Origin of the sequence: Asanoa ishikariensis, from assembly GCF_900107455.1 — a bacterium.
GTDB lineage: Bacteria > Actinomycetota > Actinomycetes > Mycobacteriales > Micromonosporaceae > Asanoa > Asanoa ishikariensis.
The window spans coordinates 1,588,646-1,601,060 of sequence record NZ_FNQB01000003.1 but is presented as its reverse complement, the minus strand read 5'-3'; the positions used below and the strand labels follow the sequence as shown (position 1 = coordinate 1,601,060).

General features: G+C 70.0%; 11 protein-coding genes. 4 read left to right on the top strand and 7 right to left on the bottom strand.

What is annotated here, in order from left to right:
* Positions 1 to 2 precede the first annotated feature (2 nt).
* Both BLV39_RS31335 and BLV39_RS31330 read right to left on the bottom strand, forming a co-directional pair.
* Positions 3 to 836 (bottom strand): undecaprenyl-diphosphate phosphatase, encoded by an 834-nt coding sequence (locus BLV39_RS31335; protein ID WP_090800231.1) that lies wholly within the window; start codon positions 834 to 836, stop codon positions 3 to 5.
* Positions 833 to 1,885 (bottom strand): LLM class F420-dependent oxidoreductase, encoded by a 1,053-nt coding sequence (locus tag BLV39_RS31330; RefSeq protein WP_090800230.1) that lies wholly within the window; start codon positions 1,883 to 1,885, stop codon positions 833 to 835. Before BLV39_RS31330 ends, BLV39_RS31335 begins: the two co-directional genes overlap by 4 nt.
* 165 nt (positions 1,886 to 2,050) lie before the next feature.
* Here BLV39_RS31330 and BLV39_RS31325 point away from each other — a divergent pair, with 165 nt between their 5' ends.
* Positions 2,051 to 3,022, top strand: a complete 972-nt coding sequence (locus BLV39_RS31325; RefSeq protein ID WP_090800229.1) for an aldo/keto reductase — start codon at positions 2,051 to 2,053, stop codon at positions 3,020 to 3,022.
* Here BLV39_RS31325 and BLV39_RS31320 read toward each other — a convergent pair.
* Positions 3,019 to 3,480: a MarR family winged helix-turn-helix transcriptional regulator gene (locus tag BLV39_RS31320; RefSeq protein WP_090800228.1), complete on the bottom strand. Its 462-nt coding sequence runs from the start codon at positions 3,478 to 3,480 to the stop codon at positions 3,019 to 3,021. The genes BLV39_RS31325 and BLV39_RS31320 overlap by 4 nt on opposite strands.
* Positions 3,481 to 3,541: 61 nt before the next feature.
* On the opposite strand from BLV39_RS31320, the gene BLV39_RS31315 reads away from it, so the two are divergent.
* Positions 3,542 to 3,913: a cupin domain-containing protein gene (locus BLV39_RS31315; protein ID WP_090800227.1), complete on the top strand. Its 372-nt coding sequence runs from the start codon at positions 3,542 to 3,544 to the stop codon at positions 3,911 to 3,913.
* Between the two features lie 72 nt (positions 3,914 to 3,985).
* Here the strand turns inward: BLV39_RS31315 and BLV39_RS31310 are convergent, their stop codons facing one another.
* Positions 3,986 to 8,935, bottom strand: coding sequence for a CHAT domain-containing protein (locus BLV39_RS31310; protein ID WP_090800226.1), 4,950 nt, complete (start codon positions 8,933 to 8,935; stop codon positions 3,986 to 3,988).
* A 168-nt stretch (positions 8,936 to 9,103) separates the two neighbouring features.
* On the opposite strand from BLV39_RS31310, the gene BLV39_RS31305 reads away from it, so the two are divergent.
* On the top strand, positions 9,104 to 9,322 hold the full coding sequence (locus BLV39_RS31305) for a dihydrofolate reductase family protein (RefSeq protein ID WP_239083867.1): 219 nt from the start codon (positions 9,104 to 9,106) through the stop codon (positions 9,320 to 9,322).
* Positions 9,323 to 9,384: 62 nt separating this feature from the next.
* A complete protein-coding gene (locus tag BLV39_RS31300; RefSeq protein WP_090800225.1) occupies positions 9,385 to 10,155 on the top strand; it encodes an SDR family NAD(P)-dependent oxidoreductase in 771 nt (256 codons plus the stop codon).
* Here the strand turns inward: BLV39_RS31300 and BLV39_RS31295 are convergent.
* The 3 genes from BLV39_RS31295 to BLV39_RS31285 form a co-directional block, all read right to left on the bottom strand.
* On the bottom strand, positions 10,143 to 10,538 hold the full coding sequence (locus BLV39_RS31295) for a VOC family protein (protein WP_090800224.1): 396 nt from the start codon (positions 10,536 to 10,538) through the stop codon (positions 10,143 to 10,145). The two genes, BLV39_RS31300 and BLV39_RS31295, sit on opposite strands and share 13 nt — an antisense overlap.
* On the bottom strand, positions 10,538 to 11,332 hold the full coding sequence (locus tag BLV39_RS31290) for a GntR family transcriptional regulator (protein ID WP_090800223.1): 795 nt from the start codon (positions 11,330 to 11,332) through the stop codon (positions 10,538 to 10,540). Before BLV39_RS31290 ends, BLV39_RS31295 begins: the two co-directional genes overlap by 1 nt.
* Positions 11,333 to 11,404: 72 nt before the next feature.
* Positions 11,405 to 12,274, bottom strand: a complete 870-nt coding sequence (locus BLV39_RS31285; protein WP_090800222.1) for a PAC2 family protein — start codon at positions 12,272 to 12,274, stop codon at positions 11,405 to 11,407.
* Positions 12,275 to 12,415 lie beyond the last annotated feature (141 nt).

Genomic DNA, 12,415 nt, shown 5'->3' with positions numbered 1-12,415 from the left:
CCCTACGTGGCGGCGATCGTGCCGTTCATGAGCAGAGCGAGGACGATGCCGCCGACCGCGACCCGGTAGAGCACGAAGGGGTAGAACGTGTGCGCCGAGACGTACTTGAGCAGCCACGCGATCGAGGCGTAGCCGAGGCCGAACGCGATGATCGTGGCGACGATCATCTGGGCGCCGGACGGGACCAGGCCGCCGCCGCTCTTGTCGAAGACGTCCGGGAGGCTGAACACCCCCGACATCACCACCGCCGGGATGGCCAACAGGAACGAGAACCGTAACGCCGCCTCGCGGGTCAGCCCGAGGAACAGGCCGGCGCTGGCGGTGCCGCCGGAGCGGGAGACGCCGGGGATCAGCGCCAGGGCCTGGGCGAATCCCATGGTGACCGCGTCCGGCATCTTGAACCGTTCGAGGGTGCGCGCCTGGCGGCCGAAATATTCAGCGAAGGCCAGCACGAACGAGAAGACGATCAGGACGATCGAGACCAGCCACAGGTTGCGGGCCGCGGTGCGGATCTGGTCCTTGAACGCGAAGCCGATGACGCCGATCGGGATGGAGCCGATGATGACGTACCACGCCATCTTGTAGTCGTGCTCCTTGCGCGCCGACTTGTCCCAGAGGCCGACCACCCAGGTCTTACTTATTCGCCAGATGTCCTTGGCGAAGTAGAGCAGCACCGCGGCCTCGGTGCCGAGCTGCGTGACCGCGGTGAACGAGGCGCCGGCATCCTGCCCGAAGAAGATGGCCGAGGTGATCCGCATGTGCCCGGACGAGCTGATCGGCAGGAACTCCGTGAGTCCCTGCACGATCCCGAGCACGATCGCCTCGGTCCACGTCATTCCCCAACCCCCGCCATGTCCAGCGCCTCGGCAACCGTACGCAATGTCTGTACACCGGACTCGGCGTCGGTCACGAACGGACTCACCGACAGCGTGGTGACGCCCGACGCGGCGTACGCCTTCATCCGGTCGGCGATCCGTTCCTTGGGACCGAGCAGCGAGGTGCGGTCGATGAACTCCAGGGGTACGGCGGCGGCCGCGTCCCGCTGGCGCTTGTCGAGGTAGAGGTCCTGCACCGTCTTCGCCGCGTCGGCGTAGCCCATCCGGATCGCGAGGTCGTTGTAGAAGTTCTGCTTGCGGCTGCCCATCCCGCCGACGTAGAGCGCCGCGTACCACCGGATCAGCTCGGCCGCCGACGCGACGTCGTCGCTCACCACGACCGGCACGCTAGGCACCACGTCGAAGCCTTCGGCGGTCTTCCCGGCCGTGGCCCGACCGGCGTGCCACTGCTCGTGCTGCTCGGCCGCGAACTCAGGGGAGTAGAAGACCGCGAGCCAGCCGTCGGCGATCTCGCCGGCCAGCTCCAGGTTCTTCGGGCCTACGGCGGCCAGGTAGATCGGGATGTGGTCGCGCGGCGGGTGGAAGCCGAGCCGCAGGGTCTTGCCGGGGCCGTCGGGCAGCGGCAGCGTGTAGTGCTCGCCGGCGTACTCGACCGGCTTGCGGCCGACCGCCAGCTTCACGATGTCGACGTACTCCCGGGTGCGGGCCAGGGGCTTGGCGAAGCGCACGCCGTGCCAGCCCTCGGAGACCTGCGGGCCGGAGACGCCCAGGCCGAGCCGGAACCGTCCGCCGGAGAGGTTGTCGATCGTGGTCGCGGTCATCGCGGTCGATGCCGGCGTGCGGGCCGGGATCTGCATCACGGCCGCGCCCAGGTCGATGGTCGAGGTCTGCCCGGCCAGCCAGGCCAGCGTCGAGGGCGAGTCACTGCCGTAGGCCTCCGCCGCCCAGACCACCGTGTAGCCGAGGCGTTCGGCCTCCTGAGCCATCACCAGATCTGTCGCCGGCGAGCTCCACGCGGTCTGGTAGCCGAGGTTGAGTCCCAGTTTCACCGTGCCCCTCCCCAATGCCGCCCGGCCGGCGACGCGGGATCAGAGTACGAAATCAATCTGTCGCGTTTGTCGACGGCCATCCCCAACACGCGGGGCGGACCTGACGTGCATGATGCACCGACCGGCCGGCTATCCGGCGTGCCGCGCGCGGCATAAGGTGCACCCATGCAGGAGCGACCGCTAGGCCGTAGCGGGCTCGCGGTCTCCCGGCTCGCGCTCGGCACCATGACCTGGGGTGCCGACACCGACACCGACGACGCGGCGGCCCAGCTCAAGGGCTTCGTCGACGCGGGCGGCAACCTCGTCGACACCGCCGACGTGTACGGCGACGGCGAGGCCGAAGCCGTGATCGGCTCGCTGCTGGACGCCCTGATCCCACGCGACGACCTCCTGATCGCCACCAAGTCCGGCCTACGCCCGGGCAGCGGCCGGCGGCGGGACGGCTCGCGCGGGCACCTGTTGCGCTCGCTGGACGCCTCGCTGCGCCGCCTCGGCACCGAGTACGTGGATCTGTGGCAGGTGCACGGCTACGACGAGACCACGCCACTCGAGGAGACCCTGGCGGCGTTGGACTACGCGGTGACGAGCGGCCGCGTCCGTTATGTCGGTGTCTCCAACTTCTCGGGCTGGCAGACGGCGCGGGCCGCGGCCTGGCAACAGGCGCTGCCGGGGCGGACGCCGGTCGTCGCCACGCAGGTCGAATATTCGCTGCTGGAGCGCGGTGTCGAGCGCGAGGTGCTGCCGGCTTGCGCGTCGTTGGGCCTGGGCGTGCTGGCCTGGTCGCCGCTGGGCCGAGGCGTCCTGACAGGCAAATATCGCCACGGCCGCCCGGCCGACTCCCGCGCGGCCTCGCCCCATTTCGGGCCTTTTGTCTCGTCTTACCTTGACTCGCGGTCGTCCTCGATCGTCGAGGCGGTGGCCACGGCCGCGAGCGGCCTGGGTGTCTCGCCGCTGGAGGTCGCACTGGCCTGGGTCCGCGACCGCCCGGGCGTGGTCGCGCCGGTGCTGGGCGCCCGCACGGTGGGCCAGCTCCTCGGTGCGTTGAAGGTCGAGGAGATGACCCTGCCGGCCGAGATCGAGACGGCGCTGGACGACGTCTCCGCGATCGCGATCGGCTACCCGGAGCGCGACGCCTAGCTCCCGAACCAGCCGGGCACGTCGAGCCGGAAGGCTTCGGCGCCGGTCACGGTGACCAGGTCCTGCTCCAGTTCGCTCAGGCGGTCGGGGCCGATCCGGGCCGCCCACTCCGCGCGCAGCTCGTCGAAGATCTGGGCCGAGCGGATCAGCACCTGAACGCCGCGGTCGGTGAGTTTGACCAGCTTGCGCCGGGCGTCCTGCGGGTCGGTGGTCCGCTCGACGTAGCCGAGGCGTTCCAGGCCGTCGAGGGTCTTGCCCGCGGCCTGCTTGGATACGCCGAGCCTTCGTCCGAGCTCGACCGCCGTCGTGCCGTCGAGGCCGATGGCCTGGAACACGAACCCGTGCAGGGGCCGCAACTCGGGATGGCCCTCGCGGGCGAGCTCGGCGTGCACGCCGTCGATGAGCTGCCGGAACCCGACGAAGAGCCGCAGGGGGAGCAGAAAACCGTCGCTTGACACGGTTAGACAACCACGTTTACGTTTTGGACAACCACGTTGACCATCTTAGAAGGGCAAACCCATGACTGTCATCAGGAACGACGAGACCCGCCGCTTCGAGACACCCGCCGGAGTGATGACCACCCTGGCCTCGCCCACGCTGGGCGGCGCGAGCCAGCCGCTGTGGCGGGTCGAGATGTCGGCGGGCAGCGCGGGCCCGGTCCACACGATCGACACAGAGCAGATCTGGACCGTACTGTCCGGCGGAGCCGAGGTCCGGCTGGGCGGCTCCGACATCCGGGTGGGCGCGGGGGACACCCTGGTCGTGGCACCCGACGTCGAACGCCAGGTCACCGCGGACGCGACCGCCGGCCTGACCGCGATCGTGACCAGCGCCGCCGGCAGCACGGCAACCGCCGGCGGCAACCGGATCCAACCGCCCTGGACGCTGTAGGCGCGATAGCGCCGGCCACGGCGGGCGGCGCTTTCACCGCGGCGCGGGCAAACCGGTTCAGTGCCGCGATTCTCAGTGTTGGTCGGGGCCGTCTGCCTTTGCGTCATGCAGCTTCGCTGCGATTTCGGATAGGTCGCGTTGCCATTCGGTGTTGCCGGGGTTGGCGGCCGATAGCCGCTGGTAGATCTCTAGGCTCGCCTGGAAGTGTTCGCGGGCGGTGGTCAGGTCCCGGGCGGCGACCGCCAAATCGCCGAGCCGTTCCCAATTGATCGACAGGTCGCGTTGCCATTCGGCGTTGCCGGGGCTGGCGGCCGCTAGCTGTTGGCGGATCTCCAGGCTGGCCAGGAAGTGTTCGCGGGCTGTGGTCAGGTCTCCGGCGGCGACCGCCACGTCGCCGAGTCGCTCCCAATTGATCGACAGGTCGCGTTGCCATTCGGCGTTGCCGGGATGGGCGGCAGCCAGCTGTTGGCGGATCTCCAGGCTGGCCAGGAAGTGTTCGCGGGCTGTGGTCAGGTCTCCGGCGGCGACCGCCATATCGCCGAGTCGCTCCCAATTGATCGACAGATCGCGTTGCCAGCGGGTGTTGCCGGGGTCGGTGGCCGCTAGCTGTCGGCGGATCTCCAGGCTGGCCTGGAAGTGTTCGCGGGCTGCGTTCGGATCTCCGGCGACGGCCGCCACGTCGCCGACCTTGTTGAGGCTGACCGACAGGTCCCGTTGTCTTTCGGCGTTGCCGGGGTCGGCGGTCAACAGCCGCTGCGCGATCCCCAAGCTGGCCTGGAAGTGCTGGCGGGCGGTGGTCAGGTCCCCGGCCGCGACCGCTACGGTCCCGAGCCGCTCCCGGGTGACCGATAGGTCGCGTTGCCAGTCGGTGTTGCCGGGATCGGCGGCCGCTAGGCGCTGCGCGATCTCCAGGCTGGCGTGGAAGTGCTCACGGGCTGTGTTCGGATCTCCGGCGGCGACCGCCACGTTCCCGACCCTGTTCAGGCTGACCGACAGGTCGCGTTGCCAATCGGTGTTGCCGGGATCGGCGGCCGCAAGGCGCTGCGCGATCTCCAGGCTGGCGTGGAAGTGTTCGCGGGCTGTGCTCAGATCTCCGGCGGCGACCGCCACATCCCCGACCTTGTTCAGGCTGACCGACAGGTCACGGTGCCATTCAGTGTTACCGGGATCGGCGGCCGCTAGGCGCTGCGCGATCTCCAAGCTGGCCTGGAAGTGCTCGCGGGCGGTGGTCAGGTCCCCGGCCGCGACCGCCACGGTCCCGAGCCGCTCCCGGCTGACCGATAGGTCGCGTTGCCAGCCGGTATTGCCGGGATCGGCGGCCGCCAACCGCTGGCGGATCTCGAGGCTGGCCTTGAAGTGTTCGCGGGCGGTGGTCAGGTCCCCGGCCGCGACCGCGACGTCCCCGACCTTGTTTCGGCTGATTGAAAGGTCGCGTTGGCAGCCGGCGTTGCTGGGATCGGCGGCTGCCAGCCGCTGCGCGATCTCTAGGCTGGCCTGGCAGTGTTCGCGGGCGGTGGTCAGGTCCCCGGCCGCGATCGCTACCCCTCCGAGCCGCTCTCGGCTGATCGAAAGGTCGCGTTGCCAGTCGGTGTTGCCGGGATCGGCGGCCGCTAACCGCTGGCGGATCTCGAGGCTGGCCTGGAAGTGTTCGCGGGCAGCGGTCAGGTCCCCGGCCGCGACCGCCACGCCTCCGAGCCGTTCCCGGACAAGCGCGGGCCTGTTGTGCCACCAGGCGGCGTTTTGCGTGTCGTCGGGTTGCCTCGCGTTGAGGTCGAGAGCGCTGGTGAATCGGCTGGTGGCGGTGTGGAGATCTCCTGTCGCGACAGCGAGGTCGCCGAGGTCCACCAGGACCATGGACATGTCGGCGGCCGTTTGCTCGTCGTCGGAGTTCGTGGCGAAGCGTTCGCTGATGCTGTCGTACACGTCGTTCAACAGGGTCTGGGCGCTGGTCAGGTCCCCAACAGCGCGGATAGCTTCGTACTCGAGTTTGCCGATCCCCACCCAGGCGAAGTGACCGCGCGGGATCAGTGGTCGGATTTCGGCGAGGTAGGCGGCGGCCGCCAGCACACCGGGAAGGGCGGCGACGACCTGCCGGGCCAGACCCGGGATCTGGACGTGCTTGTCGGTGGCGGCTAGGTGACGGGGGATGTCGACCAGGTCGTCGTAGTCGATGGGCCCGCTCTGTAGCCGACGCCACCGCATCCGAAGGGCGCGCTCGTGGCGGTCGGCGCGGGACGGGTCTTCGCGGCGCTCGATCAGGTCGGCTGTCCAGGGGTGTACCAGGATTCCGTCAACCGGCGCGAGGAGGGTGAGGTCGGTCAGGCGTTCGACGTCGGCGGATAGGTGCTGAGCGTCTGACGGGATGGAGACTGTGCCGTCCGGGTTGGGGTCGGTCATTGCGTAGGCGAGGTCGTCGAGGGTCATCGCGGCACGGCTGACCGACAACTGCGCCAGGGTCTCGCGTTCGTCGTTGGTCAGCAGATCGAGGAGCTCGTCGAGGAGGATGTCGGCGCCGCCGAGGATGACCGCGTCGTTGACCGCCGTGTTGATCGGGCGTGGGCGGCGCAGGTCGATGCCTTCGCGCTGGGCCAGGTCGCGTAGTTTGCGTTGTACCTCGCGGAAGCGGGTGGGGCGGCCGCGGAGTAACGCGTCGACGTATTCGATCAGGCGGGGGTGGCCGCCGATCGTGCGGTTCAGTAGTCGGAGGTCCTCACCGGAGAGGCCCCGCAGCGCTGGCAGGCGCAGCAGGAGCCGCCGCAACTCGGCGGTGGACAGTGGTCCGACCGCGACGGGTGCGAGGTAGCGGTCATCGCCTGGCAGCGGATAGCGGCAGGTCACCAGGACCGCCCCCACGTCGGCCTTTTCGCACCAGCCGGTGAAGACCTCGTCGAAGGCGGGGTCGAGGAACGAGGCGCCGCCCGGGCTCAGGTTCTGCTCGAAGTCGTCGAAGACCAGCAGTAGCGGCGCTGACTCCAGTAGCTTGCCCACCATTTGGACCTTGACCACATCGGACATCTCGGCTGCTGCCAGGAGCCCGGCGACCTGCTCGTTGCCCTCCGTCTTCGCCAGGGTCTGGGCCAGGGCGGTGAACAGCGTTGTCGGGTTCCACCGGCCTTCGTGCACAACGGGCAGCATCCCGTCGCCGCGGGCCCTCGTCATCAGCCGGCCGGCCAGGGCGGTCTTGCCGATGCCGCCTACCCCGACCAGTTGCACGCCGCTGATGAGCCCGTGTGTCGCACGTGCCTGATCGGTGCGGCGCAGCGCTGCCGTCCCTGCCCGCAACTGGGAGCGGCGGCCGATCAACTGACCCATCCCCAGGTCCCGCACCGACGTGCCGGTCGGCACCGCCACGTCGGGCAGCGGGCGCGGTGCACGCGTTGCGTCAATCAACGGCGGGTCCGCACCGGCGCACAGCAGCGTCGTCACCGCGTACTCCGGCAGCGGCAGCTCGTCGGCTGTGCGCCGGGCGAGCTCTCGCGCCCGACGGGCCCGGGCCAATGCCTCAGAGACCCGGGGCAAGGGGCCATCGGCTGGCGCGGTCACCAGCTCCCGGTAGAACTCGGCCAGCAACGCCGTGGCGTACGTGTCGGTGATGGAGGTTTGCATCGCCAGCACGCGGTCGGCGCCGGCGGCGACCAACCCGGCCGCCATCGCCTCGCCACCTCCAGCGGCACCCGCGCACGACGAGAGCACGATCAGTGGCACCGAAGCCCCCGCGTCACGGATGACGGTCATCAGATCCCGAGAGCCCACCAGCTGCGGGTCGCCGTCCTCGTCTTCGAGCTCCACCGACGTCGAGGAACCGTGCGCCGACAGGTGCAGCACGTGGAAGGCACCCTCGCGCAACGCCGCCCTGATCTGTGTCAGCGAGGCGACCTCCAGGATCCGGACCTGCCCGCCGTGGCCGGCTGCCAGATCGCCGACCGAGTCCAGCAACGCCTGCATCTCCGCCTCGACATCCAACGGAGCGTTGGGGGTACGCGTCTCCTCCGGTGCGGCCACCGCCGCCAGCACCCGCAACGGTCCTGGCAGCCCCGCGGCCTCTCGGCCCGGTCCGGCCTCGCGCACCTGCCGGCGGACACTGACCCCGCCGACCAGCACCAGCGGCCCCAGGTCCGCGCCGCCCGCGCAGGTCAACTGCAACGCCTCCACCGGCAACGCCAACGCGGCACCGTCGGCCCGCCACACCACCTCCACCGCGTCCTGCGGTCGCATGCCGGTCACGAGGCTGGCCACCAGACGCTGGCCCTCCTCGTCGAAGACCGCATCGGCCAGCGCGCGTCCGGCGGCTGACAGCCGCTCTGCGGCGACCAACGGACCCGCCTTGAACGACTCCCACACCCGCGACAGCTCCGCCGGCACCGGCCCCTCACGACTGCCCAATGGCACTCCGGCCAGCGATGCCTCGCACAGCAACGACCCCTCGACCACCCGGGCGTCGATCACCAGCTCCGAACGCAACCCCCGCGCCGCCACCGGGGGTCCGATATCGGCGGGAGGCCGGGTCGGCAGCACCGGAACCGAACCCAACGCCGGCTCCACCTCCAGCGGCTGACCGGTCAACACCCGCAGCAACGGCTCCGCGCCCGCGAGCGTGAATTCCTCGACCGAATAGACCGTCCCGCCGTCGGGCAGAATCCAGCTCGGTAAACCTGACCGATCGCCACCCGGCAACACCACCGGCAAGATCTCCCGCAAGCCGGCGTCGAGATCCGAGTACCAGCGCTCCATCAGTTGGAGCGTCTCCCAACGCACTCCCTTGCCCGTCGACCTGTCGCCGCGGTCCTCGCCCCGCTCCCGGTAGGCCGCCGACGCCACCACCAGCACGAACTGGGCCTCACGAACCTGCTTCGACATCCACTGCGGCCAGAACTGCCGCTCCACCGCCGCAGTCAGGTCCAGGCGTGCGTCTATGCCCGACGAACGCAACAAGGTCCACAAACGGCGGACCTGTTCCTCGTGATCAGAATCCTGATGGGCGTACGAGATCAGCACGCTCGTCGCATCAACAGGACTGTCCATTGACCACACATACCACGGTCCGACAACCGTGAGACATACCGTGATCAGCCGCCCATCGATCCCCCGAACAAGCAATCCCTCGATCGACGGACGTTCGGTGTCGGATACTTCGGCGGCCGTTCGTGGAGAGGATGTGAGGCAGCAGCCAACCCGAAGGGAACTGACGACGTGCCGGTGCGATCGCAGGCCAGCCTGTCGCTCAACTGGGCCCTGATGGCGGCCGGCCTGGTGGACCGCCTCCAAGTGACGATCTTCCCCGTCATCTCCGGGCGGACCGGCACCAGCCCGATCCTCGGGGGCGCGGGCGACTTCGACCTGGAGCTGCTCGAAAGCCGGACGTTGGACGGGCACACCCAGGAACTCGTCTACCGGCCCACCCGTCGCTGAGGCTTGGACTCGACGGTCCATTATTTCCGAGCCAGGCTGTCCGCGAGACCTGGGAGGAACAGATGGATCTGCGGTTGGCGGAGAAACGGGCTTTGGTCACGGGAGCCAGTGGCGGCCTCGGTGCGGAGATCGCCGCGGTCCTGGCCGGCGAGGGAGTTGCCGTGCTGGTCCACGGCCGGGACGAGGAACGCACGGCGCGGACGGCGGCGAAGGTCGGCGGTGTGGCCGTCATCGGCGACCTCACGACCGACGCCGGGGCCGCTGCCGTGGCCGACCAGGCCGGGGAAGTGGACATCCTGGTCAACAACGCCGGCGCCTACGAGCCGGCCGCCCGATGGGCGGACACCGGAGCGGGCGCGTGGGCCGACATGTACAACCTCAACGTGCTCGGCTCGGTGCGCCTGATCAGACACCTTGTTCCGGCCATGCGGGCCAACGGTTGGGGCCGTGTCATCCAGATCAGCAGCGTGACCGGCGAAATGCCGTCGGCGATGCAGCCGCATTACGCCGCCTCGAACGCCGCACGGTTGAGCCTCACCCGGTCGCTGGCCCGAGAGCTCAAGCACACCGGCGTGACGTCGAACGCCATCGCGGCCGGTGGCATTCTCGTCCCGGCGACACGGGACTACCTGATGGAACTCGCACGCACCAACGGGTGGGGCGAGACCTGGGAAGAGGTCGAACCGAACCTGCCGCACCGCGCGGGCACCGACGCCGGTCGCATCGGATACCCCCGCGACTATGCCGACCTGGTCGCCTACCTCGCCAGCCCGATCGCCGACTACATCACCGGCGCCACCATCCGGATGGACGGCGGCTACTACGACAAGTGAGCCCGGCCGCGCTCGGGCATGGTCGTGTAGTCGGTGAAGCCGAGGACGTTTCCCCAGGGATCCGCGACCTCGACCGTCCACCCTGTAGCGACCGGGAACGGTTGGCCCAGCGCGGGCACACCGGCCGCGGCCAGAGCGGTCGCGGTCGCGCGGGCGTCCGCGACTTCGAGCCACAGCCGCGGGGCTCCGTCGCCCCCACCGTTGACGGGACCCCGGCGGACGAGCAGACCCGGTGACTCCGCGCCCAGGCGGAACAGCGCCATGCCGGGCTCGTCCAGCCGAAAGGCCAGGTCGAGGCCCAGGGTGCCGGTGTAGAAGGCGACCGCGGCGTCCAGGTCTCCCACGGAGAACAGCACATTGTCGATTCCCAACACGTCGACCATCAGCCCAGCGCCATTCCCGGCTCGTCGTCGGGCAGTTCCTCCGCCGGCCCCGGGATCTTGTAATTCTCGGTCAGCGTGGTCATCGGACCCGGCCAGGTCGCCTGGCTGACCTCGATCGCCCGGTGCTTGTCGTCGTAGGCCACGTGCAGCAGGTGCAGCACAGGCGTGTCGCCGCGGATCTGGAGGATCTCCGCCTCGTCGCGGTCCGGCTGGCGGGCGGTGATCACGTCGGACGCGGTCGCATAGCGGCGCCCGATCGCCTCCTCGGCCTCCTGATAGAGAGGCCGGCCGAAGCCCTCGAAGCGTTCAAGGCTGGTCCCGGAAGCGTCCTCGACCCGGAACCAGGCCGCGCCGATCTCGACGGGTACGTCGTCGGTGCGCACCAGGTGCCGGCGGACCAGCAGGGGAGTGTGGTCCGGCACGCCGAACGCGTCGGCTACCTCCGGTGGCGCCGGTGCGCGGCCGACCTCGGTCAGATGCTGCCGATACCGGGCCGCCAGGTCCGCGTGGTAGCCGCGGTGGCCGCCGTACCTGCCCCGGGACAGCCGGTTGAGGCGGCGTTTGGTGCCGCGGACGTACGTACCCGAGCCGGGTTTGGTGATCAGCACGCCCTCGACCCGGAGTTGGTCGATGCTGCGCTGGAGGGTCTGCTTGGCCACGCCGAACGTCTCGGCCAGCGCCGGGATGGAGGGCAGGCGCTCGCCGGCCGCCCAGTCACCGCGGCGGATCTGAGCCTTGATCTGCTCGGCGATCTGGCGGTGCGGCGCTTCGGCCGCACCCGGGTTGCTCTGCATGACGCGACCTCCCGCCGGGCGATGATCCTAGGATGCACCGCGACACGGCGGGCGGTCACGCCCGACACGCCGTTACCAGGAGCCGGCGGTGGGACCGGCCGAACCGCCGCGGCGGCGCAGGTACTTCTCGAACTCCTGGGCGATCTCGTCGCCGCTGACCGACTGGATGCCGGCGTCGCCGGCGCGTTCCTCCAGCTCACGGACGTACTCGCCGAGCTCCGCGTCCTGCTCGGCGGCCGCCTTGACGCGCTGCTCCCACTCGGCCGACTCCTCGGCCAGGTCGGCCATGGGGACCGGCAGGTCGAGTACCTCTTCGACCCGGTGCAGCAGCGCGAGGGTGGCCTTCGGGCACGGCGGGTTGTTGGCGTAGTGCGGCACGTGCACCCAGAACGACAGCGCCTCGACCTCGGCCTTCTGGCAGGCGTCGTGCAGCACGCCGACGATGCCGGTCGGGCCGTCGTACCGCGTCGGGGTGAGCTGGTAGCGGTCCGCGGCGTCCTTGTCGGAGGCGCTGCCGCTGATCGGCAGCGGGCGGGTGAAGGGGACGTCGGCGAGCAGGGCGCCGAGCAGCACCACCCGGTTGATCTCCAGGCTGTGGCAGACCTCGAGGACCTGCTCGCAGAACGTGCGCCAGCGCATGCTGGGCTCGATGCCGCGGATCAGCACCACGTCGCGCTCGGTGCCCTCGGGGCTGGCCACCATGAAGCGGGTGGTCGGCCACTCGATCCGCCGGGTCTCGCCGTCGGCCATGGTGATGGTCGGCCGGCTGACCTGGAAGTCGTAGAAGTCCTCGGGATCGAGCGCTGCCACCTCGCGGGCGCCCCACACCTGCTCGAGGTGTTCGATCGCGGCCGTCGAGGCGTCGGCGGCGTCGTTCCATCCCTCGAACGCCGCGATCGCGACCGGGGAGCGCAACTCCGGCAGGCCATCGAACTCGGTCATGACGGCTCCCCACTGCGTGGCGACCCGCCCTGCCCGGGCGGGCTCTGCTGATGGTGCCCTCGCCACGGCTCGGTCAGCGCGATGCCCTCCGTCCACCGTGTCGTCCCGGTCGCTGTGCTGGTCCGTACGTTCACCTCGCCA